Genomic DNA, 23,585 nt, shown 5'->3' with positions numbered 1-23,585 from the left:
CGGGCATCGAGACTCACTCGGTGCCCGCCCCTTTACCGTCTCCAACGGCTTAGCTGAGCTGCTATCTCTGCGCCGGGGCGAACATCTCTGGGAGCTCTCGCTTGCGGATCTTTCCGCTGGGTCCCATCGGCAGCTCGTCGACGATGTGGACCACACGGGGGTACTTGTACGCGGCGACACGTTCCTTCACGTACGCGACAATACTGTCCGGGTCCACACGACTGGACTCCTCAAGAACCACTGCGGCGTGAACCTCTTGGCCGTGGGCGGGATGGCTGACACCGAATACGGAACCCATCGCGACGTCCGGATGGCCAGCAAGCACGGCCTCGACCTCTGTTGGGTAAACGTTGTACCCATTGCGAATGATCATGTCTTTCTTGCGATCCACAATAGTGACGACGTCATGCTCACCCACGGTGCCCAAGTCACCGGTGCGGAACCACCCGTCCTGCACCGCCGCCTGAGAGGCTTCCGGCCGCCCGAGGTAGCCCTTCATCAGATTGTGCCCGCGGACTACGAGCTCGCCGAGATCCCCAGGGGCCAACAGCCGGATCTCATCTTCCTGGTGAGGGTCAGCGACCGCGACGTCGACCCCCCAAATCGGCCGGCCAGCGGTGCCGGGCCGGATCGGTTGGTAGATGGAGTTGAATGAGACCGTGGGTGCGGTCTCGGTCAGTCCGTACCCTTCATGCACCTGTGCTCCGTAGACAGAGCTGAACTCTTCCAGCACCGGCTCGGGAAGCGCGGCCCCACCGGAGACTGCGTAACGCAGGGGTGGTCGTGCGCCGCTGCGCTTGGCAGCTTCCAGCATTCCGACGTACATAGTCGGCACTGCGGTGAATACCGTCGCCCGGTAGGAGTCCAACTGCGCCAGGACCTCGTCGGGGTCGAAAACCGGCAGCAGGATAATGGAGGCTCCGCAGCGGAAAGACATGTTCATCACCGCCATCTGCCCAAAAGCGTGGAAGAGCGGAAGGCCCCCGAACACGACGTCGTCCGGACCCAAGTCGAATGCGTCAATGAGCGAACAGTGCACCTGCTCCACGCCAGAGACGTGGGAGACTACCGCGCCCTTGGGCTGACCAGTGGTGCCGCTGGTGTAAAGAATCGTCGCGGCATCCGTGGGGTGCACCTGCACGTTCCGATCGAGCGGCTCTGCAGCTGCAGCTTCCTCCTCCAGGCGCTGATACGGCAGGTCTGTCTCCTCCGGGGAGGGCTGGAGCACCGTGAGCAGCGGAAGGCCTGCTGCCTGGGTCGCCGGCACAGCTTCGCCGAGCATCGGCGCGGCGGCGACCACCAGGTCAGCCTCACTGTCTTGGAGCACGTACTCAATCTCACGTGCCTTGAACAGCAGGTGGATCGGCACCACCACAGCACCGAGGCTCAGCACTGCGAAATAGACGCGGGGAAAGTCGGGCACGTTGGGCACAATCATGGCCACGCGGGATCCTCGACCGATACCGCGGTCCCGCAGTGCTCCGGCGTAAGCGCGGGTCTCTTCCCACAGGTCGCCGTAGCTCACCGTCGCTCCTGCAAAATGCAGTGCGGGACGCTCTGGAAAGCGGCGGGCGGTCTCGGACAGAATGTTGGCCATAGACAGGGTGGCGAACCCTGCGCCGTCAATGGCTTCGTCTGGTCTTTTCGTCATGGTGTGTCCTCTTCTCTCCTCATCGAGTAGATCTTTCTCCCGGCTGGGACGAAGTGGCCCGTGGGAGCGTGTTCATGGTCGAAGTTCAGCTTTTCCAAGTGACGACAGATGCACCTCGTCGGGTCCGTCAGCCAGGCGCAGCGCCCGGGCGCCGGCGAACATCTCGGCCACGGGGTGGTCGCCTGAGAGTCCCGCACCGCCGAAGAGCTGGATCACCCGATCGAGGATTCGCTGGGCCGCACGGGGCACGGCGATCTTGATTGACTGGATTTCAGTCATTGCCTGCCGATTTCCGACGGTGTCCATCAGCCAGGCTGTCTTGAGCACCAACAGCCGGAGCGACTCAAGCTCAATGCGGGACTCAGCGATCCACTCCCGGATCACCGGCTGCTCAGCCAACGGCCGGCCGAATGGGCTGCGCTCCCGAGCGCGGCTGCCGGCCAGCGCCAATGCCCGCTCAGCCATCCCCAGGGTGCGCATGCAGTGGTGGATTCGGCCGGGGCCGAGCCGAGCCTGGGCGATCGCGAATCCGGCACCCTCCCCGCCGATAAGGTTTCCGGCAGGAACCCTGACCTCGTCGAAGACGATCTCGGCATGTCCACCATGGTCGCGATCGTCGTACCCGAAGACTGTCAGTGGCCGGACGATCCGCACCCCAGGAGTCTCCCGGGGAACGATCACCATCGACTGCTGCTGATGGCGGGCTGCTTCGGGATCGGTCTTGCCCATCACGATCAGCAGCTTCGCCTCGGGGTTCATGGCACCTGTGGACCACCATTTGCGGCCGTTGATGACGAGCTCGGAGCCCTCCCGGCGGATCCGGGTGGAGATCTGTGAGGCATCAGAGGACGGCGAATCAGGTTCGGTCATACAGAAGGCCGAACGCATCTGCGCCTCCAGCAGCGGTTCGAGCCATTGGCTTTTCTGCTCTGGCGTGCCGAAGTCGGAAAGCAGCTCCATATTGCCGGTATCAGGCGCCGCACAGTTGAAGGCGACCGGTCCCAGTCGTGGACTCCAGCCGGTGATCTCCGCCAGCGGTGCGTACTGCAGATTGGTCAGTCCGGCGCCCTGCGCACCTGGGAGAAACAGGTTCCACAGTCCGGCAGCCCGCGCCCGTGCGCGCAGCTCAGTCACGATCGGGCGGAAGGACCATTCCTCGGGGGTGGCGGCGAGCTGTTCGTCGAGAATGGGTTCTGCCGGCAGCACGTGATCATCCACGAATGTCCGAACTCGTTCCGCAAGGTCCACCACGTGCGGTTCGTGTGAGAAGTCCATCGTTCAGCTCCTGAGGGCGTTGATGTGGGCCAGGCCGTCCTCGGCCAGCGGTGCGACTAGTTCGCCGATGTGGTCGAATCCCGTGCCGACGGTCTCTCCTGAGCGGTAGCGAAAATGGACTCCCTCGAGAATGACGGCGAGCTTATAGGCGGCGAAGGCCCGGTACCACGAGAGGTCACCGATCAGTACGCCTCGGCGCGCGGCGTAGGCGTCGACGATCTCCGCAAACTCCGGATATCCGGCGCCGGGCACGATCGAGCTCTGCGCCGGGGGCCCGTCGATCAGGGAGCCGATCTGCCAGTACAGACCGAGAATTCCGAGGTCCACCAGCGGATCCCCGAGCGTCGCCATTTCCCAGTCGAGCACGGCCGCGATCTTCGGCTGCTTCGCGTCCTCAGTGACCAGCACGTTGTCGAGCCGGAAGTCGCCGTGGACCACAGCAGGCGCAGGGCTCGCGGGGCGTCCGGCGCTCAGCCGGTCCTGCAGAGCGTGCAGCTCCGGCTGAGGTCTGGACTGGGAGGCATTGAGCTGCCGCCGCCAGGTGGCCAGTTGCCGCTCGAGGTACCCCTCGGGACGGCCGAACGTCTCCAGCCCCACGTCAGCAGGAACGACGCCGTGCAGGTCCGCCAGAGTCTCGGCGAGCTGAATGCCCAGACCGTACAGTGCCTCCGGGGTGAACCGGCGGTTCTGCTCCGGCGAGGATAGGACGACGCCCTCGACGCGCTCCATGAGAAAGAAGGGGGTGCCGGTCACCTGTTTGGTCTCCGTGTCATCAACCACGTCGATAGTTGCCGGCACCGGGACAGCCGAGTCGTACAGTGCGTGAATCACCTTGTGCTCTCGATGCATATCGTGGGCGCTGGAGAGCACGTGCCCCAATGGCGGTCGGCGCAGCACCAGGGGGCGTGTAGCACCGTCTATGCGGTAGGTGAGGTTGCTCCGACCGCCGGCTATCACACTGGCAGTCAACACGTCCCCGGCGAGTTCCGGGTGAGTCGCTTCGAGCCAGTGGGTCAGTCCGGCCCTGTCTAATCCCGGCACCTCAGTCATGAGTAACCTACCTTTCGTGATGCCACTCACATTAGCATACCGCGTGGTCGGTTTGTTGGGGTGCTGGTCGCCCCCTGTCCTGATCTGTGCGGGTCAGGCGTGCAGTTCAGCGACGGCCTGCCGGATACTCTCCGGGATGGGAGTCGGCCGGCGAGTAGTTGAGTCGACGAAGACGTGGGTGAACGATCCCACCGCAATCACTTCTGCGCCGCCGGAGCGCAGGATACGCAGCCGCCAGGCGATGCTGGTCCGGCCCACCCGCTCTGTGCCCACTTCGACCACCAGTTCCTCCGGGTACGAAGCCGGCGCATGGAACTCGCAGCTGGAGGCCACGCACAGTCCGATCGTCTCGCCGGCGGGGTCGAGGCCCGCTGATCGAATCAGCCACGTGTTGATCGCGGTGTCCATGGCCTCGTAGTAGGTGGTGTTGTTCATATGGCCATACTGGTCATTGTCGTTCCAGCGCAGCGGGAACCGTTGGCGAGCTGGTGGCACAGCGTCTCCTTCGAGGTCGGGGGCGTCAGTCGACGCGCAGCAGATGGTTGAACGCGGCCCGCGCCTGATCAATGCTCGGAGTCTCTCCGGCGATCAGGTCGGCGTAGGTGAAAGATTCGGAAACCCTCACCAGCAGATAGGCCAAGGCATGGTGAGTCAGCGCGCCGATCCCGTCCTCGTTGTTGAGCCGGACCAGGAGCAGCCACTCGACGGTGGCCACGTAGCGCTGCTGAATGGGACTTGCCGCAGTCGTCAGCAGTCGCAGTGCACGGGCAGGTTCGCGGCGGAGAAATGCGCGGAAATAGGGCGCTTCGATGAGGTCCTGCGCGAAGTGAGTCAGCAGCGCGGCCAACGAGGCGCGCCCCGGCAGCGCAGCGACGGCCTGCTGAGCCTGCACGAGCGTGGGGACCGCCAGTGACCACAGGACTTCTGTCAGCAGAGCATCCCGGTTTCCGACCCACCGAAACAACGATGTCCGGTCGACGCCGAGGGACATGGCCAGGCGCCCCATATCGATGCGCTCACCGCGGACGAAGGTCTCACGCGCGGCCACGAAGGCCCGCTGCGCGTCGATGTGCTCCGCGGCGAGCTTCTTCGAAAGCGGCGTGGGGGCTGCCGCCAACCCGACTGATCCGATTTCTGACATAGCCGTAGCGTAACCGCTCGACGAGACAGGGGTGCAACATTTTGAAAAATGATGCACACTGGTGGCATCCCATCGAATGGAGGAACAATGATGTCCACTGTTGAGAAGACCCCGACCGCCGAAGAGCTCAGCGAGCCGATGCCGCTGCTCGAGTCCGACTTCTACGGATTCCAGAAGCTGCTCACACCGCGCCAACAGGAGTCCGTCCACGCCGTGCGCGAGTTCATGGAGCGCGAGGTGCGGCCGATCGCCGACGACTACTGGGAACGGGCTGAATGTCCGGTGCACCTCTTCCGCCCCTTTGCGGAAATCGGCACGATGGGCGCTGGATGGAAAGAAACCTCCACGCTGGAGTCCTCTGCAGTTCACCGCGGATGGATCGGTATGGAGCTGGCGCGTGTTGACTCCTCATTCTGCACCTTTATCGGAGTCTCCAGTGGCCTGGCGATGACCTCCATTGCCCTCGGCGGTTCCGACCAGCAGCGGGCCCAATGGCTGCCGCAGCTCGCGGACGGATCGATGATCGGCGCCTTCGGGCTGACTGAACCACTGGCAGGTTCGGACACGGCCCGCGGTATGCGCACCACTGCAACGCGGAAGGGTGATACCTGGGTCCTCAACGGTGCCAAACGCTGGATCGGCAACGCCACGTTCGCCGACGTCGTCGTCATCTGGGCCAAGGACACCGCTGATGACCGGGTCAAGGGCTTCATCGTGCGCCAAGGCACCCCCGGGTTCAGCGCCACGAAGATCGAACGTAAGCAGTCGCTGCGGATCGTGCAGAATGCCGACATCACCCTCGAGAACGTCGAAGTCGCAGAGACCGACCGGCTGCAGAAGATCGACAGTTTCCGCGACCTGGCCAAGGTGCTGCGCATCACCCGTGACGGAGTGGCCTGGCAGGCGCTGGGAACCATGATCGGCGCCTACGAAGCGGCACTGAAGTATGTGGGGCAGCGGGAGCAGTTCGGCCGGCCGATCGCATCATTTCAGCTGGTGCAGGACAAGATGGCCACAGCAATCGCAAACATCACCGCCAGTTTCGGCCTGTGCGTCCGTGTCTCCCAGATGGGAGACGAGGGCACTCAGCGCGATGAGCACGCGGCGATGGCCAAATCATTCGTCACTACACGGATGCGCGAAACGGTGGCGCTGTGCCGCGAAGTCGTTGGCGGCAACGGCATTACCCTCGATTACGGAGTGGCCCGATTCTTTGCCGACGCAGAGGCTGTCTACACGTTCGAAGGCACGAAGGACATGAATCAACTCATCGTCGCACGGTCGGTGACCGGCCACTCGGCGTTCGTCTAAGGAGAAAAATGCCCGAGGCATATATTGTTTCCGCCGTCCGATCCCCCATCGGACGCGCCTATAAAGGGTCTCTGAAAGACCTCCGTTCTGACGACCTAGCAGCAGGTACCGTCCAGGCCGCCCTGGATAGTGTGCCCGGCTTGGATCCCGCCCGGGTCGAGGACCTCATCCTCGGCTGCGGCCTCCCCGGTGGCTACCAAGGGCACAACCTGGCCCGCATCATCACTGTGCTGCTGGGTTTGGACAATGTCCCCGGCACCACGGTGACCCGATACTGTGCCTCCAGTCTGCAGTCCACTCGTATGGCGTTCCACGCCATCAAGGCTGGGGAAGGAGATATTTTCATCTCCGCAGGAGTCGAGTCAGTCAGCGGAATGGCGATCGGTTCCAGCGATTACATTCCCGGCCACGACCTCACCAATCCGGTCTTCGCTGAGGCGACGGCTCGGACATTGGAACGTTCCCAGTCCGGCTCAGCGCGGTGGACAGATCCCAGGCAGGAGGGGACGCTGCCAGACGCCTACATCTCCATGGGGCAGACGGCTGAGAACGTCGCTGAACTCTTTGGGATCACTCGGGACGAACAGGATGCGTTTGCTGCGCGCAGCCAACAGCGCACTGAGCAGGCGGCTGACTTCTGGCAGCAGGACATCCGACCCGTCACGCTTCCAGACGGCACCATCGTCTCTGGTGATGACAGCCCACGTGCGGGGACCACTGTCGAGAAGCTGGCCACCCTGGAGCCTGTCTTCCGTCCCGACGGTACTGTGACCGCGGGCAACTCCTGCCCGCTGAACGACGGTGCGGCGGCTCTGGTCGTCGTCTCCGACCGCGTCGTAGCCGAGCTCGGGCTCCAGCCCCTTGCCCGAATTGTCTCCACAGGTGTCAGCGGGCTCTCGCCTGAAATTATGGGCCTGGGGCCTGTCGATGCGAGTCGGTCTGCGCTGGCCCGGGCGAATCTGACGATCGCAGACATGGATCTTGTTGAGATCAACGAGGCATTCGCCGCACAGGTCATTCCCTCGGCGCGTGAGCTCGGCGTTGAGGAGGACAAGCTCAACGTCCATGGCGGCGCGATCGCGGTCGGCCACCCCTTCGGAATGACTGGGGCACGCATCACCTCGACGCTTATCGGCGGTCTGGCAAAGACCGGGGGACGCTATGGACTGGAGACGATGTGCGTCGGCGGGGGACAGGGCATGGCGATGGTGCTCGAGCGGGTCTGAGGACTCCAGACCGCGAGAGCGTGTACTCAGCGGCTGGCCTCCTCCCCGTCCCACAAGGGGAGGAGGCCCCTTAGCGCTCAGGCACGTAGATCGAGATGGTCTCCGCCACTACCGCCGGCTTGGAGGAACCCTCCAGCTCGATCGTCACCGTCGAGTTTGCGCGCACTCCCAAGGTTGTTTGCTCCGTTGCGGTCAATTCGGTGCTGGCACGCACCCGTGAGCCGGCAGTCACCGGCGCAATGAAGCGCACCTTGTCCAGTCCGTAGTTCATCGCCAAGGACACATTCCCCACCTCAATCAGTGACGCGGCCAAATGGGGCAGCAGTGAAAGTGTCAGATAGCCGTGCGCCACCGTCGCTCCGAAGGGTCCGGATGCTGCACGCTCAGCGTCCAGGTGGATCCACTGATGGTCCATGGTTGCGTCGGCGAAGAGTTGGATACGTTCCTGGTCGATGGTGAACCACTGCCCGGTTGCCGTCAGGCCAACGCAATCGGCGAGTTCGGCCGGGGACGCTGCGGAGATGACGCGTGAGTTCTTTGCTGCGCTCATGCCGCCGGCCCTCCCGCCACGTAGAGCACCTGTCCCGAGGTGAACCCCGCCTCCTCCGAGCAGAAGAAGGCTGCAGCAGCGGCGATGTCCTCCGGAACTCCGGGTCGGCCAACCGGAATCTGGGCGGTGGCGGCGGCGACGAACTCATCGAATTCCATCCCCACCCGCTCCGCCGTGGTGCGCGTCATGTCTGTCTGGACAAATCCGGGAGCTACCGCGTTAGAAGTGATGCCGAACCTGCCCAGCTCGGTGGCCAAAGTCTTTGTCAGCCCTTGTATTCCTGCCTTGGCCGCAGAGTAGTTTGCCTGACCTCGGTTGCCCAGAGCCGAGGTGCTGGACATGTTGACGATGCGGCCCCAACCGGCGTCGACCATGTGTTTCTGCACAGCCCGGGACATGAGAAACGCACCACGCAGATGTACCGAAAGTACCTGATCCCAGTCTTCGGTGCTCATTTTGAACAGCAAGTTGTCGCGCAGTATCCCGGCGTTGTTGATCAGGATAGTGGGACCTCCGAGCTCCTGGGCGACGCGCTCAGTCGCCTTCTCCACGGCCAGTTCATCGGCGACGTCGACTCCTAAGGCCAGGGCCGAACCGCCCGCGGTTCGAATCTCCTCGGCAGTGGCGATTGCCTGCTCTTCAAGGAGGTCAAGCACCGCCACAGCGTGCCCTTCCTCGGCAAGGCGACGGGCGGTGGCTGCGCCGATTCCGCGCGCACCTCCGGTCACCATCGCAACGCGTGGGGTTGTGGGTTTCATACGGGTGTCCTCTCGTCGATCTGTTCAGTTCCTAGAAGCATACCGACTGCGCGGTATGTTGCAAGGGTGCGCCTGATTGAGCAGGTCCCCCAATGGGGGTCAGCTGGTCGTCACCAAGGCCACAGTCGGCGTCGTCGTCAAAGCTGCTTTCGAGGATGTGTGCTGCATCAGTGGCTGCTCGAGAGTCAGGCTCAGCGTTCCCACTGCCTCTCTGTCACCGTTCATGCTTTGGGGCGAAAGCAGCTGACTAGGGAGAACAAGCAGATGTGAGTTGCAACACAGTGTTAATTGGTATAGGTTTTTTCTAGAAGCTATAGGAAATTGAAGTCCAAGACCTTGTCTCTGTTGCTTGAGTCACACGGCTTGGACAGTCGTCAGTGAAGAATGCTCACGTCCCGGTGGTCTCCAGCGAAAGGTGAAAACACATGTCAGTCGATTCGAAAGTGACGAAAGCCCATGAGGCGTTTCTTGCGATCCAGGACCATGGACTCGAGGAGCGTGCTGGTTGGCTTGATGCGGCAGCTGATGCCCTCGAAGACCATCGTGAGCGACTCGTGGAGGTTGGTCAGAAGGACACCAACCTGCCCGCGGCTCGCCTCAATAACGAGCTGACTCGAACCGTCTTCCAGCTGAAGCTGCTTGCAGACGAGGTGCGGCGAGGTGAATTCCTGGATGCCACTGTTGACCATCATGACCCTGATTGGGGTATGGGTCCTCGGCCAGATATCCGCCGCCTCAACGTGCCGATCGGCGTCGTAGGGGTATTCGGGGCTTCGAACTTCCCATTTGCGTTCTCCGTTGCTGGCGGCGACACAGCTTCCGCGTGGGCTGCGGGCTGCCCGGTAGTGCACAAGATTCATGGGGGCCACGTTGAACTTGGCGAACTGACGGCCCAGATCATCATCGAGGGCCTGCAGAAGGCTGGCGCCCCGGAGGGAATGTTCTCAGCGATCACTGGCCGTGAAGCCGGTATCCAGATGGTGGAGCACCCGAAAGTGAAAGCCATCGGATTCACGGGTTCTGTTCCGGGAGGGCGTGCGCTGTTCGACCGGGCAGCATCCCGTCCGGAGCCGATTCCGTTCTACGGTGAGCTTGGATCCATCAACCCGGTGGTGATCACCGAGCAGGCATGGCAGGCCAGGGGTGGTGAAATAGCCGAGGGCTTCGTCGGTTCAATGACCATGGGAATCGGACAGTTCTGCACCAAGCCTGGGCTGGTATTTGTGCCGACTGTGGTGGCAGAGCAGGTAAAGGACGCAGTCGCCGAATCTCTCCAAGGCGTTGAACTGCCTGGAAAGATGCTTAATGACCGCATCGCCGAAGGCTTTACAGAGTCCCGGCGGCACGTTGCCGAGATCGCGGGCGTCGAGCGGATCTCCGGCAATGACAGCGCTAGTGCGGACCCGCCGGAGCCGACAGTCTTCCACGCTCGGGCTGGGGAGCTTGCCCCGGACGCCGAAGTCCTGCACACCGAAATGTTCGGTCCCGCGGCCGTCGTGATCAGCTATGAAAGCTCGGAGGAGCTGCTGGGCGTGCTTGACCATCTGCCAGGCCAACTGACGGGAACAATTCACGCCGAGTCTGAAGAGAACATTGATCAGCTCATGGCTGCCCTCGCCCAGCGGTGCGGCCGCCTGCTGAAGAACGGCTGGCCTACCGGGGTGACTGTCTCCTACGCACAGCACCACGGCGGTCCATACCCGGCGACAACAACACTGGGCACCTCAGTCGGCACTGCGGCCGTCTCCCGATTCCTGCGGGCCGTGGCCTACCAAGACTTCGCCGAAGCGGACCTGCCGGAGGCTCTCCAAGACAATAATCCGCTGGGTCTGCGTCGCCGGGTCGATGGCAACTGGAAGAACTGAGGCAACCCCCAATGACGATGAATCACACGATCTCCGACGTTCTTCCAGCTGATACCTCTGGTATCTACATTGGCCGGGTATGGGATCCGTCCCGCGAACTGCCTGTGCCCGTGCTCTACGCGGACGGCAAGGTCTGGGACGCATCCTCCCTTGCTTCGACCACCGCAGATCTCCTGGAGCTCCAAGATCTCAATGGGCACCTTTCACAGTTGCGGCAGGACCGCCCCACGTGGAACGTCGAAGATATCTATCTGGAGAGTCAGGGGAACTCAAATGTGCCGATGCTCCTGGCTCCCTTGGACGCCCAAGTCATCAAGGCCTGTGGGGTCACTTTCGTCGGTTCCATGATTGAACGCGTCATAGAGGAACGCAGTGGTGGAGATCCCAGCGCTGCAGCGAAGGTCCGAGAACAAATGCAGAGTGAGCTCGGCGTCGACCTCGCCACTGTCGTACCGGGCGGTAAAGAGGCCGAAGCCGTCAAGCAGGCACTTCTGGAACGCAATTGGTGGTCACAATACCTAGAAGTCGGCCTCGGGCCAGATCCCGAGGTGTTCACCAAAGCCCCGGTGCTGGCAGCCGTGGGCAGCGGAAGCTCAATTGGCATCCCAGCGTTCTCCTCGTGGAACAACCCCGAACCGGAGCTGGTTCTGGTCGTTGACTCGCAGGGTCGCACGGTAGGTGTCACTCTCGGCAATGATGTGAATCTGCGCGATGTAGAGGGCAGAAGCGCCCTCCTATTGGGGATGGCTAAGGACAACAATCGGTCAACAGCTATTGGGCCATTCATCCGGCTCATCGATGATGCCTTCAGTCTTCAGGACGCTCACCAGCTGGAGATATCGCTCACCGTGGATGGTCCCGAGGGGTACACGCTCAACGGAATGAACGTGGTCTCAGCGCTGAGCCGAACCTTTGATGATCTTGTCGAAGCAACCCGAGGAGATCACCACCAGTACCCAGACGGATTCGTCCTCTTCACGGGAACACTGTTCGCTCCCAAGCAGGACCGAGACGTTCCGGGGGAAGGATTCACTCACAAGGTCGGCGACATCGTCACCATCGCCACCGACAAGCTCGGATCATTGGTCAATCAGGTCGGAAAGACAGAGGAACTGCCCCCGTGGACATACGGGATCCGCAGCCTCTGCCGTGACATCGCCCGGCTCGAACAGTCGCGAGAGAAGCCATGACCGGTGGTTCCCAAGTCGGGGAAAGCGATGGACATCAGATTCCGTTCGTCGAACCTGGACAGGCCGAGGGTGAGACGAGCAGGGTCCAGCGGGAGACCCAGCCGCCCTATGACCGGATCAAAGCAATGATCCTCTCCAAGGCCATACCACCGGACACGAAGCTCAACATTGACAAGTTGGCTCGTGAACTTGGTGTTTCTCAAACTCCGGTGCGTGAAGCGCTGCAGCGCCTTGAGGGTGACAAGTTGGTGGTCGGTAAGAAACCGCGAGGCCTCTGGACAAGCCCTCTTCTGGACGAGGGTCAGCTTCGAGAGCTGATCGAAGTGCGGCTGCTTCTGGAACCGTGGTCCGCCAGCGCTGCTGCAAATGACCGAGCGTCGAACCCTGGCCGGGAGATGCTCGCTGAAATTGACCGATTCGTTGCGCTAAATGAGCGAAAGAACGAAGGGTACGCGTTAGCTTCCCACGATGTCGCCTTCCACGACATGATCTTCTACGCCGTCGGGAATTCGTTCCTCCACAATGCTTTTCGCCAGCTGCATGCTCACCTCCATCTCTTCCGTCTCTACCCGGCGGATTTGGACGGCACACACACGATTGAGGAGCACAAGGTGATTGCCGAAGCTATCAGCCGGGCTGATCCGCACGCAGCCGAAGAGGCCATGCGAGCACACCTCTTCGCCGCCATGGACAGATTCTCCCTCGGTGTGCGGGGAAAAGACACGTTGACCAGCCTCGGAGCTGTGCGTTCTCACGTTTTGGGCGCACCAGGTTCCGGCCAGACCAATCACGTGCCAGCTCCGAGCCAGTCAACAGGTTCGGACGGCACCTTAGGGAGGCGTCATGACTGAGAATTCGGTCGAAGAAACCCGGCAGATCTCTGTTGCAGAGGCAGAAGACTTTGCTCGCCGAGTCCTTACCGAGGTCGGAGCTCGCGCCGAGGATGCTGCCATCACGGCAGAGAACCTCGTCTTCGCAGACAGGAGTGGAATCGCCTCCCATGGCCTTCTTCGTCTGCCGCTCTACGCGGAGGCGGCCGCAGCCGGAGGTATCAACACCTCCCCGCAGATGAGTTGGATTCGCCAGTCGCCGGGAGGGGGCCTGCTTGATGCGGACGGCGCATTCGGCCAAGTCGCTATGCAGGAGGCGGTGCGTTTCAGCGTCGAGGAGCTCGGTCGGACCGCGTGCACTGTGGTGTCGGTGCAGAACAGTGTGCACTTTGGTGCGGGCGCCTTTTGGGTGGACAAGCTTGCTGAACACGGCTACATCGGAATGGCCAGTTCCACTACAGGACCTGCAGTTGCGGCATTCGGAGGATCAGGCAAGGTATTGGGGACCAACCCGCTGTCGATCGGTATGCCCACAGCAGATGGACACAGTATGACGGTGGACATGGCAACCAGCACCGGCGCCTACGGAAAGGTCATTGCCGCGCGAAACTCGAACACCGCGCTTCCTGAGGGATGGGCGGTCGATTCTCAGGGAGCCTCCACCACTGATCCGCAGAAGGCTCTCGACGGCGCATTGACTGCATTTGGCGGCCATAAAGGCTCCGGACTCTCGATCGCCCTCGAGGGGCTCTCGGCCGCGCTCAGCCAGGCGTCGTACGCCTACGAGACAGTCGATATCTGGGTTGATCCGCGTTCAAGAATGAATGTAGGACACACACTCTTTGCTATCAACCCAGAGTTCTTCGGTGGGGTGGAACACACCCGTGATCGCTTCACGCAGCTGCGTGACAGGGTCCGCACCTCTGGGGAGAAAGTCTTCGCGCCTGGAGACCTCGAGGCACGCAACCGAGACAAGTACTCCGCGTACATAGATCTCAGTCCCAGCACAGCGGAGCTGCTGCGCAGCGCCGCAGCACGCTGGAAAGTCGCCGCACCCACGCTCTCCTGATCGTCTCTTCAGGTTTAAAGCGATTTCGCAATACTCACGGCTTTGAAAAATCGAATATTGCAACCACTAGTTCAAAGGAGAACACCATGAAAAACTCACGAGCCACGACATTCCTGGCTGCCGGTGCAGCCATTGCTTTGGGCCTGACTGCCTGCGTCGGTGATGAGGCAGAGGTCGACGATGGTGAGGCCGAGGCCGCAGACAGTGACGAACTGCGCTTCGCTCACGTCTATGATCCGGACCACCCGGTGGAGACCTGTGGTGTCCCAGCCATCAATGACGCGATGGAGGACTCCGGACTTCAGATTAATTCCTACGCCGCGGGGCAACTCGGAAATGAGGAGGAGCTTCTCGAGCAGGTCCAGTCTGGCGCATTGGACCTTGCGGTGGCTGGCCCCTCCTTCCTGGGTGTGTGGGAGGAAAACGCAGAGCTGTTTGATGCCACCTACCTGTTCTCCGACGTCGATCATTTCGAGGAGACCCTGAACGGCGAAATTGCTGAGGACATCTGGGGCGATCTGCGTGAATCCTCAGGCCTGGATGTCATCTCGTCCTGGTACTACGGCACCCGTCAGGTCACTTCTGATGTCGAGGTGACGACATCTGATGACCTTTCTGGCCAAACTCTCCGAGTCCCAGAGGCACCGTTGTACCAGACGATGGCTGAGATCCTGGGCGGATCCCCGACCTCCATGGCGTTGGGCGAGGTGTACCTCGGCCTCCAGCAGGGAACGATCGACGGTCAAGAGAATCCCATACCAACGATCGCCAGCAACAGCTTCGAAGAGGTTCAGGACTACATCAACCTGACTGACCATGTGATCCAAGGGGTCATGGTGGTAGGCAATGAAGAGGCACTCTCCGGTCTGCCGGATGACCAGCAGCAGGCACTGCGCGATGCCTCGCAGGAGGCCGCAGACGAGGTGCGCGAATGCATCGAAGACGAAGAGGAATCTTACCTGGAGGAATGGGAAGAAAGCGGCGAGATCGAGATCAACGATGGTGTCGATACCGACCACTTCCGAGAGCGCGCTGCTGAGCTCATTCCGAATGAGTTCGAGTGGGGCGATATCTACCTCGAGATCCAGGAAGACTAATGACGACGGTGGGGCCTCAGGACGAACAGTTCCTAGAATCGAAATCTGTGATCTACCGGGGCTTGGTCCGGGTTGAGCAGATCCTGGCGATGCTGCTGCTGGTGACGCTGTTCCTGCTCATCATTATTCAGGTCACCGCGCGGCACGGCTTCAGCGCACCAATCAGTGGAACCGAAGAACTGGCACGATTCACCTTCATCTGGTTCACCTTTGCGGCTGCGGCTTTCGTCTCCGCGAGGCGTAAGCACATTATCGTGCAGCTCTACAGCGGAGGGAGCACCGGAAAGCTCGTCGCAGGGATCGAGGCCTTTGCCTACTTGGTGATGATCGCGGTCAGCGTGGCGATGGTCATCGGGGGGATTCTCATGGTCCAAAGCACGTGGAATGTCTCGTCCCCCGGGACGGGACTTCCCCTTCGGTTTGTGTACTCCGCTCTGCCGATCGGGTTTGCACTGATTGCCATCCACTCCTCGCTGAACCTTGCTCTGGCGTTGCGTCACCCCCGCCAATTTGCCGGGGAAAAAGAAATCGAAACGGCAGGTTTGTGATATGACGCTACTTCTGATGGTCATGGCTCTGTTGGTGCTGCTGCTCCTGCGTGTACCGGCTGCGATCGCCTTGTTGGTGCCGTCGCTGGTCTATATCTTGATTGATGCCACTGTCGGTCTGGGAACGGCGGCCCAGCAGACCATGTCGGGGGTCAATACCTTTCCCCTGTTGGCGGTGCCCCTGTTCATCCTGATGGGCAACATCGCCAATGTCTCCGGCATCTCGGACAGGCTCTTTGATGCCGCAACGGCGATTTTCGGACGCCTCCGCGGAAGCCTCGGATATGTCAACGTGGCCACGAGCTTCGGTTTTGCCTGGATGTCGGGGGCGGCAATCTCCGATGCAGCCGCTATGGGCCGAGTCCAGGTCCCGGCGATGGTCAAGCGTGGATATCCGGAGGGCTTCACCCTGGGTCTCACCGCGTCGTCGTCGCTGATCGCGCCCATTCTGCCGCCGTCGATTCCAGCCATTATTTACGCGGTCACTGCCGGGATCTCGGTCGGCGCGCTCTTCGTAGCGGGAATCATCCCGGCGCTGCTGCTGATGTTTGCGCTCTGCGTGGTCGTGTTTTTGAAGCTGCGTAAGCGGGATGATCTGCGTTTGGAGCGGGTGAGCGGTCGCGAACGGTGGATGCCGGTGCTGACGGCTCTGCCGAGCTTCGGTACTGCAGTGATTGTGTTGGGCGGCATCCTCGGCGGTTTCTTCACTCCGACGGAGGCAGCCGGGGTGGCCGTCCTATATATGCTGCTGTTGGCGCTCTGCTACCGCTCCATCAAGTGGCACCAGCTCAAACGGGCATTGACCAATTCCGTTGAGACTGGCGGTTCGGTGCTGCTGATCGTATGCGCAGCGGCACTGTTCGGTTGGGTGCTCTCCCGAGAGCAGGCCCCCCAAGTAGTCGCCGACCTGATCTTCGAAATCACCACTAACCCGATCGCGTTTCTGATCCTGCTGAACATCGCCCTGCTCATTGTGGGCGCCGTTCTGGAGCCGACAGCTGCGATTCTCATCCTGGTGCCCGTTCTATCCCCGGTCGCGACCATGTTCGGTCTCGAGCCGCTACATGTGGCTGTGATCGTCATCTTCAATCTCATGCTTGGGCTCCTCACACCACCTGTAGGACTGGTGCTCTATGTGCTGTCGTCGGTGACGAACTACTCGGTGACCAAGGTGATCCGCGGCGTCGCGCCCTTCTACGGGATCCTTCTGCTGGTCCTGGTCCTGATCACGTTCTTCCCGTTCTTCAGCACCTGGCTCCCGAGCATAATAAGCTAAAAAAGAACAATAAATACCTTTACTTCTCGAAAGGAACACTATATGCCTATTATCAGTAACGTGACGGTACAGGATGTCCGTTTCCCCACTTCGTTGGAGCTTGATGGATCCGATGCGGTCAACGTGGACCCCGATTACTCGGCTGCCTATGTGATGGTGACAGCCGATAACGGTGAAGTGGGCCACGGCTTCGTCTTCTCCTGCGGACGAGGCAATGAGGTGATTGTCAGCGCCATCGAATCGTATGGAGAACTTCTCGTAGGACGTGAGTTGGATGACCTAGTCGCCGACTTGGGCGCGGCATCGCGACTTTTGGTCCACGACTCCCAAATGCGCTGGTTGGGCCCAGAAAAGGGCGTGAGCCACATGGCGGCTGGAGCTGTGATCAATGCGCTGTGGGATATAGCCGCCCGCCGGGAGGGCAAGCCGCTGTGGAGGTATCTCGCGGAGCTTTCCCCTGAGGAGATCGTCAGAGCTATCGACTTCACCCATATTTCCGATGCGCTCTCACCGCAGGAAGCCCTGGAGATCCTTCAGGCAGGCCAACGGGGTAAGGAAGAGCGGCTGCGTGAACTGGAGCAGGACGGATTTCCGGCGTACACCACGTCACCAGGCTGGTTGGGTTACAGCGATGAGAAAATGGTCCGGCTCAGCAAAGAGGCTGTGGACAACGGCTTCGACCTCATCAAGCTCAAAGTCGGGGGCGAGGTCGAGAGTGATCGGCGTCGAATGAGGATCGTTAGAGAAGCTGTCGGTGAAGACATCAAGGTCGCGATCGACGCGAATCAACGCTGGGATGTGCCCGACGCAATCGAATGGCTGCAGCAGCTCTCCGAATTCAACCCGTGGTGGATCGAGGAAGCGACGAGCACCGATGACGTGCTCGGTCATGCCACTATCCGCAAGGCGATCTCACCGATGAAAGTTGCCACAGGCGAGGCGGTCCACAACCGGATTATTGTTAAGCAGCTTTTGCAAGCTCAAGCAATCGATGTGCTGCAGATCGATTCGACTCGGGTCGCCGGTGTCAACGAGAACTTGGCGAATCTGTTGTTGGCGAAAAAATTCGATATCCCGGTGTGCCCGCACGCTGGCGGCGTGGGGTTGTGTGAACTGGTTCAGCATTTCTCCTTCTTTGATTACGCCGCAGTCTCAGGAAGCTTCGAGAACAGATACATCGAGTATGTGGATCACCTTCACGAGCACTTCGCCGAGCCGGTGGTGATCCGCAACGCCCGATACCAGGCGCCCAAGAAGCCAGGGATCGGCGCAGAGATGCATGCCAACTCGCGTGCGCAATGGACATTTCCCGAAGGTGAAGGTTGGCAGGAAGTCGGCGGCCGGGCGGCGGTCTCCGGTGCCGAGCACAAGCATCACTGAGCGAGACTGGCACCTCACTGAGTGCCAACATGCATTGCGGACCCCATAGCCCAAGGAGCTGATATGAAGTTAACCCGTCGCGGTGAAACCGGTCAAGAAATTCCGGTCGCTGAGATTGACGGCGTCCTCTATGACGCCTCTACCGTAGGAGATTTTGGACCGAGTTTTTGGGCGGCAGGTGGAGTGCAGAAGCTCCAGAAGCTTGCTGAAGAGGGCCGTTTGACTCCCATTGAGCTGGCTGAGCAGGTGCGTTACGGATCTCCGGTTGCGTCGTCCTCAGCGGTGATCTGCATCGGTCAGAACTATGCCGCCCATGCCGCTGAATCCGGCGCTGAGCCCCCGGAAAATCCGATTGTCTTTCTGAAGACGCCGAATACTATCGCCGGCCCCAACGATGATGTGACTATAGCCCGCGGCTCAGAGAAGACCGACTGGGAGGTAGAGCTGGGAATAGTTATTGGCAAGACCACCGCATACTGCGAGTCAGTGGATGCTGCTGCCCAGCACATCGGAGGCTACGTGTTGGCCAACGATCTCTCCGAGCGGCACTTTCAGCTCGAGGTCTCTGGCGGCCAGTGGAGCAAAGGTAAGTGCAGCCCAGGCTATATGCCGTTGGGGCCATGGATCGTCACCGGTGATGAGTTGGACCCCGCTGATTTGGGCCTTCGGTCTTGGGTGAACGGTGAGCCGCGCCAGAATTCGCGGACCTCAGACATGATATTTAGCTGCGCCGAGATCGTCTACGATCTGTCCCAGTACATGCAGCTGGAACCCGGCGATGTCCTATCGACGGGAACACCCGAGGGCGTAGCGGTCTCCGGCCGGTTTAGCTATCTCAAACCCGGAGATGTGGTGGAGGTTGAGATCGACGGCCTCGGCCGGCAGCGCCAGACCTATCGAGCATGGAGGAAATAGTATGTCAGCACGTTTCGAAGGTCTCGCGGCGCTCGTCACCGGCGGGGCTTCAGGTATCGGTGCGGCTGTCGCCGAGCTGCTCTCCCGAGAGGGTGCAGATGTCACTGTCTTAGACGTTGTCCAATCACACCCCGATCACTACTGGCAGGAATGCGATCTTGCTGACACTGACTCGGTGGAGGCTGCCGTGGCCGCTGCTGCAGCGCGCTTCGGCCGACTAGATGTAGTCGTCAATAATGCTGGTATCGGCGCACAAGGTGATGTTTCAGCAAATTCCGATGCCGAGTGGAGTCGTGCGTGGGAGGTGAATGTGGTGGGCATGGCGCGGGTTTCCCGAGCCGCTCTGCCCCACCTACGAGAATCTTCAGCCGCATCCATCACGAATACTGCCTCTGTCGCTTCGCTGGCGGGATTACCTCAGCGCGTGCTCTACTCAGCGACTAAGGGGGCGGTTATGGCCATGACCAAAGCCATGGCCGCTGATCATGTGCGCGAAGGGATTCGGGTCAACTGCGTAGCCCCTGGCACGGCGGACACTCCATGGATTCAAAGGTTGCTTGAACAGTCTGACGCGCCTGAAGAGGAACGTGCCGCTCTTGAATCGCGCCAGCCGCACCGCAGGTTGGTCAGTGCCGCGGAGGTGGCCAGAGCCGTGGCGTACCTGGCAGACCCAGAAAACCGTTCCACAGTCGGCGTCTGTCTGCCTGTAGACGGCGGCATGGAGGCCCTCAGGCTGCGTCCTGACTAAGCCCTGACCCACCATGCGGGGTAGTGAGAGTATTGGTGGAAGTTACTGCCGAATCAGCAAGACCCGCTATGTACGGTTCATTTGAAGAGACCAAATGTACCTAGCATCGGAGTCGTGTGTGCGATCATCTTCAGCGACAGAAGAGGAAAAGCCCATTGAGTAAAGCTGATACACCTGCCCTGCCCTTCCTCTCTGCTGCGGAGGTTCGGCGCCAGATTGGTCCAGACCAAGCGCGTCGGTTGATCGAGAGTGCTCTGCTGTCAGACTTCGACCCTGCCGAGGATCCCGCTCGCTCACATGTCCCGGCGGGAGAAGGACACTTGTTGCTGATGCCCTCGATTCTGGGGGACGCGGTGGGAGTGAAGATTGCGACTGTGACACCGGGCAACCCCGCGCGCGGTGCGCCTCGCATTCAGGCTCTGTATCTGCTGTTGGATTCGGAGACACTAACGCCCCGGGCCGTGCTAGATGGAGGTGTGCTGACCGCCCTGCGCACACCAGCGGTCACAGCGGTGGCGTGTGACCAGCTTGCTGCCGAAGATGCTGAGCGTATGGTGGTCTTCGGTACTGGCCCCCAGGCCGTGGAGCACATTGTTGCGATGACCCTAATCCGTCCACTTTCCGACATTCGACTGGTCGGCCGGACCCCGGAAAAAACTCGGGGGGCTTTGAATGACTTGGCTGCCCGCGGCCATGACGCTGCTCCGGGGCGCATCCAGGATGTCGAGAAGGCGGACATCGTCGTGTGCGCTACTTCCGCTGCCTCGCCGTTGTTTGCCCATGACCTCGTCGGGAATGGTGCCTGTGTTGCCGCCATTGGGTCTCATGAGCCCACACGTCGGGAGCTGCCGGGAGAACTATTGGGCCGTTCAGAGGTCTTCGTTGAGGACCGGGATACGGCTTTCCGGGAAGCGGGCGACATCATCCTCGCCGCAGAAGAAGGCTTCATCGTCCCTGAGGGACGTAACTTCCATGACCTCAGTGCGCTGGTGCGAGGCACAGTTCGACGACGGGAAGATAAGCCGAATGTCTTCAAAGGCACAGGTATGTCTTGGCAGGATCTGGCCGTCGTACGAGCCATCAACCTGCCGGCAGATGTGCACGGGGAGGACGTACGCAATAGCGGTGGCATCAGATGACGTTGAGCGCACGATTGAGCTGCCGGTCCCCGCGACGGTTAAGGCGGTACCGAACCGTGTTGCCGGAGGCCGCAGGGATCGGGTTGACTCCGGCGATCGCTGCGAAGGCGGCCTCGTTCTTAATGCGTCCGGGGTGGGACTAGACCACCAGTGCTTTGGCCGCAGTCACTGGGCCGACCCCGGTCCAGTCGAAGAGGCCGCAGCGGGACTTGCGGCCACGAACTCAGTCAGATGAGCATGGTTTTCTTGAGTTCGGTATCGGTGGCGTGGATTCGCTTGGCCAGACGGACCGCCTCCGCGCGAGCTACGGCCGCTGAAGGTTTCTCGCCCCGGGTCCTCCAACGTACGACTTCAGTGATTTTCGCAGCTCCAAGCGGCTTACGAGCATCGATGCCGAGGGCGTTGATCCGCCGCAGCGCAGTCAGAGCATTCACTGGCCTGGTGCGTTCGTTGGTGAGATGGTCCCGGGAAGTCAGCAGCACCTGCACCGCTGCCCTGGTGCCGTCTTCTCGGTGTCGATGTCGTAACTGATCTGTGGTCAGAGTCAGTGTGGCGGTGGCGATATGACGAGCATCAATCGCGTCAGACTTTCCTTCGGCGCCTCTGCCGCGGCGCAGCATAGGAGAAGCCTCGACGACTTGATATCCCGTTGCTGAGGCGGCTCGGGCCAGCTGGGCACCATAGCTTCCCGCGCCTTCAGCTACCCAGAGAGCCTCCAGGTCTGCCCCCGGTGCGACGAGAGGCCCAATGATAGTTGGCTGCACACGCCCATCTAGCTTTTCGGGCCGCACTGGAAGAGGCGGACATTTGAAAGCTATCTGGCAGACCGCGTTCTCCGCGCGGCGCAATAAGTGTGCGTCTATCTCAGCACCCGCGACGAATCTTCGCCGGTATTCGTCATTCGTCCGCTGAGTGGAGATGGGGAACTAGAACACATAGTTGAAGGACTTGACAAAGATTCTTCTATTGCCAATTTCTTACTGGCATGGCTTTGGACAATGATGATTCTGGTCCAGAGCGCTAAGACGGGTGTGGGGCACGAGACTGCGTGCCGCAGAACCATGATTTCGGCTCCCTTCCACGATTTGGGAATTAGCTGCTGGGATCGTCCTCGGTACCAAGCGTCCAACATCGCGTGGATTGGCTACATCATGCTATCGAACGGACTGCAGAATCTCTTTGACATCCTCTCTTGAGAGCAGCCGTTGCATCTGATTGATCAGGACGGGGTGGTAATGAAAGATCGTCCCTCATTAATGATAGTTGTACCTAGAAGATGTAAAGGGTGCCTTACTTTCTGTTTACGTTTCCGAAACACTCACCATGTTTGATAAGTCCCATGCTTCTGCCGCTCGCGCCGGTAAAGCAATTAATGACGCACTCGACAATTGGGCAGACACTAAGGGGCCACATGAAGAAGACGTACGCGGCCATCCCTGCGGTAGCGGTTCTGCTGCTGATTGCCGCATGTGACGATGCTGAAGACGCAGTCGAAAATGGCAATGGGGGTGATGCTGATAACGGGGGTTCAGGTAACGACGAATCTGCCGAGGTGGTCGGCGGCGAGGGAGAATTGGTAGTCGTCAACTGGGGTGGCACCACAGGTGAAGCCCAGCGGGACGTCTGGTATGACCCGTTCACGGAAGCCACCGGCATTGAAGTAGTGGATGTGAGTCCGCCCGAAGGATCCCAGCTGATCTCTCAAGTCGACACTAACAATGTGGAATGGGATGTGGCCCTCTTTGACGGTACCCAGATCGACCAGCTCCTTATGCAGGGCGGCGACTATCTGGATCCCATCCCGTGGGATGACTTCGATCAGGACCTGATCTCCGGTATCCCCGAGGAGGCACAACACGAGTACGGTGTTGGTGCCTACTATTGGGGTTGGGCCCAGGTGTACAACACCGAGGTCTTCGATGAAGCACCCCAGGACTGGGAAGACTTCTACGACACCGAAGCCTTCCCAGGGGCGCGGACCATGCCGGACCAGCCGCGCAGCACCTTTGAGGCTGCCCAGATGTCAATGGGTATCTCACCAGACTCCCTTTACCCGCCAGACATCGACGCATCCTTCGACCGGCTTGGTGAGATCGACCCCGATATTGCTACCTATTGGAGCGCAGGTGCCGAGGGAGCCCAGCTGATGGTGGATGAGGAAGCTGTGATCGGCCAGGTCTTTATCAACCAGGTGGTGCCGCACATACTCGACGGTGCACCGCTGGATATCGTCTGGGACGAGGCCATCTACTCGATGGACTTCTTCTCGGTGCCGGCGGGCCAGATGAGCGACGAGGTCATCGAGTTCCTCGAGTTCATCTCCGCCCCGGAGCAGCAGGCGAACTACTCCAACGCTGTATCCGCAGGTCCGGTCCATGAGGATTCCTTGGATTTCGTTGACGACGACATGGTCCAGTACATGGTCACCCACCCGGACAATATTGAAAACGCGGTCGAGTATGACTACGGCGACTGGTGGGGCGAAAACCGGGATGATATGGACGTCCAGTGGGAGGAGTGGAAGCTGGGGATGGAGTAAGTCTGCCTAGCCGACGCTGTGACATCT

General features: G+C 60.7%; 23 protein-coding genes and 1 pseudogene. 14 read left to right on the top strand and 10 right to left on the bottom strand.

The window, feature by feature from the left end; genetic code table 11:
• Positions 1 to 61 precede the first annotated feature (61 nt).
• The 5 genes from FEF26_RS01170 to FEF26_RS01150 all read right to left on the bottom strand — a co-directional run bounded on the left by FEF26_RS01170 (position 62) and on the right by FEF26_RS01150 (position 5,117).
• Positions 62 to 1,651 (bottom strand): long-chain-fatty-acid--CoA ligase, encoded by a 1,590-nt coding sequence (locus tag FEF26_RS01170; protein ID WP_138251704.1) that lies wholly within the window; start codon positions 1,649 to 1,651, stop codon positions 62 to 64.
• A gap of 72 nt (positions 1,652 to 1,723) precedes the next feature.
• Complete coding sequence (locus tag FEF26_RS01165; RefSeq protein WP_138251703.1) at positions 1,724 to 2,926, bottom strand: acyl-CoA dehydrogenase family protein; 1,203 nt, start codon at positions 2,924 to 2,926, stop codon at positions 1,724 to 1,726.
• Between the two features lie 3 nt (positions 2,927 to 2,929).
• Complete coding sequence (locus tag FEF26_RS01160; protein WP_138251702.1) at positions 2,930 to 3,976, bottom strand: phosphotransferase family protein; 1,047 nt, start codon at positions 3,974 to 3,976, stop codon at positions 2,930 to 2,932.
• Between the two features lie 93 nt (positions 3,977 to 4,069).
• Positions 4,070 to 4,471, bottom strand: coding sequence for an acyl-CoA thioesterase (locus FEF26_RS01155; protein WP_243730337.1), 402 nt, complete (start codon positions 4,469 to 4,471; stop codon positions 4,070 to 4,072).
• Between the two features lie 25 nt (positions 4,472 to 4,496).
• Positions 4,497 to 5,117: a QsdR family transcriptional regulator gene (locus FEF26_RS01150; RefSeq protein WP_138251701.1), complete on the bottom strand. Its 621-nt coding sequence runs from the start codon at positions 5,115 to 5,117 to the stop codon at positions 4,497 to 4,499.
• An 87-nt stretch (positions 5,118 to 5,204) separates the two neighbouring features.
• On the opposite strand from FEF26_RS01150, the gene FEF26_RS01145 reads away from it, so the two are divergent.
• Complete coding sequence (locus FEF26_RS01145) at positions 5,205 to 6,428, top strand: acyl-CoA dehydrogenase family protein (protein ID WP_424991712.1); 1,224 nt, start codon at positions 5,205 to 5,207, stop codon at positions 6,426 to 6,428.
• A gap of 8 nt (positions 6,429 to 6,436) precedes the next feature.
• Positions 6,437 to 7,654 (top strand): acetyl-CoA C-acetyltransferase, encoded by a 1,218-nt coding sequence (locus FEF26_RS01140; RefSeq protein WP_138251700.1) that lies wholly within the window; start codon positions 6,437 to 6,439, stop codon positions 7,652 to 7,654.
• A gap of 70 nt (positions 7,655 to 7,724) precedes the next feature.
• Here the strand turns inward: FEF26_RS01140 and FEF26_RS01135 are convergent, their stop codons facing one another.
• The 3 genes from FEF26_RS01135 to FEF26_RS16235 form a co-directional block, all read right to left on the bottom strand.
• A complete protein-coding gene (locus FEF26_RS01135; RefSeq protein WP_138251699.1) occupies positions 7,725 to 8,204 on the bottom strand; it encodes a MaoC family dehydratase in 480 nt (159 codons plus the stop codon).
• Positions 8,201 to 8,962 (bottom strand): 3-oxoacyl-ACP reductase FabG, encoded by a 762-nt coding sequence (gene fabG / locus FEF26_RS01130; RefSeq protein WP_138251698.1) that lies wholly within the window; start codon positions 8,960 to 8,962, stop codon positions 8,201 to 8,203. The genes FEF26_RS01135 and fabG overlap by 4 nt, the downstream gene beginning before the upstream one ends.
• A 99-nt stretch (positions 8,963 to 9,061) precedes the next feature.
• A complete protein-coding gene (locus FEF26_RS16235) occupies positions 9,062 to 9,187 on the bottom strand; it encodes a hypothetical protein (protein WP_279536466.1) in 126 nt (41 codons plus the stop codon).
• A gap of 200 nt (positions 9,188 to 9,387) precedes the next feature.
• On the opposite strand from FEF26_RS16235, the gene FEF26_RS01125 reads away from it, so the two are divergent.
• The 11 genes from FEF26_RS01125 (at position 9,388) to FEF26_RS01075 (ending at position 21,019) form a co-directional block, all read left to right on the top strand.
• Positions 9,388 to 10,827 (top strand): aldehyde dehydrogenase (NADP(+)), encoded by a 1,440-nt coding sequence (locus tag FEF26_RS01125; protein ID WP_138251697.1) that lies wholly within the window; start codon positions 9,388 to 9,390, stop codon positions 10,825 to 10,827.
• Positions 10,828 to 10,838: 11 nt separating this feature from the next.
• A complete protein-coding gene (locus FEF26_RS01120; RefSeq protein ID WP_341805129.1) occupies positions 10,839 to 12,017 on the top strand; it encodes a fumarylacetoacetate hydrolase family protein in 1,179 nt (392 codons plus the stop codon).
• Positions 12,014 to 12,868, top strand: a complete 855-nt coding sequence (locus FEF26_RS01115; protein ID WP_138251696.1) for a GntR family transcriptional regulator — start codon at positions 12,014 to 12,016, stop codon at positions 12,866 to 12,868. The genes FEF26_RS01120 and FEF26_RS01115 overlap by 4 nt, the downstream gene beginning before the upstream one ends.
• Entirely contained in the window at positions 12,861 to 13,916 is a 1,056-nt protein-coding gene (locus tag FEF26_RS01110; RefSeq protein WP_138251695.1) for an Ldh family oxidoreductase, read from the top strand. Before FEF26_RS01115 ends, FEF26_RS01110 begins: the two co-directional genes overlap by 8 nt.
• A gap of 86 nt (positions 13,917 to 14,002) precedes the next feature.
• Positions 14,003 to 15,013, top strand: coding sequence for a DctP family TRAP transporter solute-binding subunit (locus FEF26_RS01105; protein ID WP_138251694.1), 1,011 nt, complete (start codon positions 14,003 to 14,005; stop codon positions 15,011 to 15,013).
• Entirely contained in the window at positions 15,013 to 15,561 is a 549-nt protein-coding gene (locus tag FEF26_RS01100; protein WP_138251693.1) for a TRAP transporter small permease, read from the top strand. Before FEF26_RS01105 ends, FEF26_RS01100 begins: the two co-directional genes overlap by 1 nt.
• A gap of 1 nt (position 15,562) precedes the next feature.
• Positions 15,563 to 16,837: a TRAP transporter large permease gene (locus tag FEF26_RS01095; RefSeq protein WP_138251692.1), complete on the top strand. Its 1,275-nt coding sequence runs from the start codon at positions 15,563 to 15,565 to the stop codon at positions 16,835 to 16,837.
• A 42-nt stretch (positions 16,838 to 16,879) separates the two neighbouring features.
• Positions 16,880 to 18,217 carry an enolase C-terminal domain-like protein gene (locus FEF26_RS01090; protein ID WP_138251691.1) on the top strand — a complete coding sequence of 446 codons (1,338 nt, stop codon included), beginning with the start codon at positions 16,880 to 16,882 and terminating at the stop codon, positions 18,215 to 18,217.
• A 63-nt stretch (positions 18,218 to 18,280) separates the two neighbouring features.
• Entirely contained in the window at positions 18,281 to 19,132 is an 852-nt protein-coding gene (locus FEF26_RS01085; protein ID WP_138251690.1) for a fumarylacetoacetate hydrolase family protein, read from the top strand.
• 1 nt (position 19,133) lies between these two features.
• Entirely contained in the window at positions 19,134 to 19,880 is a 747-nt protein-coding gene (locus FEF26_RS01080) for an SDR family NAD(P)-dependent oxidoreductase (protein WP_138251689.1), read from the top strand.
• Positions 19,881 to 20,035: 155 nt separating this feature from the next.
• Positions 20,036 to 21,019: an ornithine cyclodeaminase family protein gene (locus tag FEF26_RS01075; RefSeq protein WP_138251688.1), complete on the top strand. Its 984-nt coding sequence runs from the start codon at positions 20,036 to 20,038 to the stop codon at positions 21,017 to 21,019.
• On the opposite strand, the pseudogene FEF26_RS01070 reads toward FEF26_RS01075, so the two are convergent.
• Positions 21,018 to 21,143 (bottom strand): annotated as a pseudogene (locus FEF26_RS01070) (transposase); the annotation flags it as partial. The gene FEF26_RS01075 and the pseudogene FEF26_RS01070 sit on opposite strands and share 2 nt — an antisense overlap.
• 103 nt (positions 21,144 to 21,246) lie before the next feature.
• Positions 21,247 to 21,783, bottom strand: a complete 537-nt coding sequence (locus FEF26_RS01065) for an IS110 family transposase (RefSeq protein WP_166432862.1) — start codon at positions 21,781 to 21,783, stop codon at positions 21,247 to 21,249.
• Between the two features lie 647 nt (positions 21,784 to 22,430).
• On the opposite strand from FEF26_RS01065, the gene FEF26_RS01060 reads away from it, so the two are divergent.
• Positions 22,431 to 23,558: an ABC transporter substrate-binding protein gene (locus tag FEF26_RS01060; RefSeq protein WP_166432861.1), complete on the top strand. Its 1,128-nt coding sequence runs from the start codon at positions 22,431 to 22,433 to the stop codon at positions 23,556 to 23,558.
• The last annotated feature ends 27 nt before the right edge of the window (positions 23,559 to 23,585 follow it).

Origin of the sequence: Nesterenkonia salmonea, assembly GCF_005771525.1 — a bacterium.
Classification (GTDB): Bacteria; Actinomycetota; Actinomycetes; order Actinomycetales; family Micrococcaceae; genus Nesterenkonia; species Nesterenkonia salmonea.
The sequence above is the reverse complement of the archived record's forward strand: the minus strand, read 5'-3'. Positions and strand labels throughout refer to the sequence as shown.

Bases quoted from the DNA above. Each gene is read 5' to 3' on its own strand.
- FEF26_RS01170 (WP_138251704.1), bottom strand. From the start codon at position 1,651: ATGACGAAAAGACCAGACGAAGCCATTGACGGCGCAGGGTTCGCCACC.
- FEF26_RS01165 (WP_138251703.1), bottom strand. From the start codon at position 2,926: ATGGACTTCTCACACGAACCGCACGTGGTGGACCTTGCGGAACGAGTT.
- FEF26_RS01160 (WP_138251702.1), bottom strand. From the start codon at position 3,976: ATGACTGAGGTGCCGGGATTAGACAGGGCCGGACTGACCCACTGGCTC.
- FEF26_RS01150 (WP_138251701.1), bottom strand. From the start codon at position 5,117: ATGTCAGAAATCGGATCAGTCGGGTTGGCGGCAGCCCCCACGCCGCTT.
- FEF26_RS01145 (WP_424991712.1), top strand. From the start codon at position 5,205: ATGATGTCCACTGTTGAGAAGACCCCGACCGCCGAAGAGCTCAGCGAG.
- FEF26_RS01140 (WP_138251700.1), top strand. From the start codon at position 6,437: ATGCCCGAGGCATATATTGTTTCCGCCGTCCGATCCCCCATCGGACGC.
- FEF26_RS01135 (WP_138251699.1), bottom strand. From the start codon at position 8,204: ATGAGCGCAGCAAAGAACTCACGCGTCATCTCCGCAGCGTCCCCGGCC.
- fabG (WP_138251698.1), bottom strand. From the start codon at position 8,962: ATGAAACCCACAACCCCACGCGTTGCGATGGTGACCGGAGGTGCGCGC.
- FEF26_RS16235 (WP_279536466.1), bottom strand. From the start codon at position 9,187: ATGAACGGTGACAGAGAGGCAGTGGGAACGCTGAGCCTGACTCTCGAG.
- FEF26_RS01125 (WP_138251697.1), top strand. From the start codon at position 9,388: ATGTCAGTCGATTCGAAAGTGACGAAAGCCCATGAGGCGTTTCTTGCG.
- FEF26_RS01120 (WP_341805129.1), top strand. From the start codon at position 10,839: ATGACGATGAATCACACGATCTCCGACGTTCTTCCAGCTGATACCTCT.
- FEF26_RS01115 (WP_138251696.1), top strand. From the start codon at position 12,014: ATGACCGGTGGTTCCCAAGTCGGGGAAAGCGATGGACATCAGATTCCG.
- FEF26_RS01110 (WP_138251695.1), top strand. From the start codon at position 12,861: ATGACTGAGAATTCGGTCGAAGAAACCCGGCAGATCTCTGTTGCAGAG.
- FEF26_RS01105 (WP_138251694.1), top strand. From the start codon at position 14,003: ATGAAAAACTCACGAGCCACGACATTCCTGGCTGCCGGTGCAGCCATT.
- FEF26_RS01100 (WP_138251693.1), top strand. From the start codon at position 15,013: ATGACGACGGTGGGGCCTCAGGACGAACAGTTCCTAGAATCGAAATCT.
- FEF26_RS01095 (WP_138251692.1), top strand. From the start codon at position 15,563: ATGACGCTACTTCTGATGGTCATGGCTCTGTTGGTGCTGCTGCTCCTG.
- FEF26_RS01090 (WP_138251691.1), top strand. From the start codon at position 16,880: ATGCCTATTATCAGTAACGTGACGGTACAGGATGTCCGTTTCCCCACT.
- FEF26_RS01085 (WP_138251690.1), top strand. From the start codon at position 18,281: ATGAAGTTAACCCGTCGCGGTGAAACCGGTCAAGAAATTCCGGTCGCT.
- FEF26_RS01080 (WP_138251689.1), top strand. From the start codon at position 19,134: ATGTCAGCACGTTTCGAAGGTCTCGCGGCGCTCGTCACCGGCGGGGCT.
- FEF26_RS01060 (WP_166432861.1), top strand. From the start codon at position 22,431: ATGAAGAAGACGTACGCGGCCATCCCTGCGGTAGCGGTTCTGCTGCTG.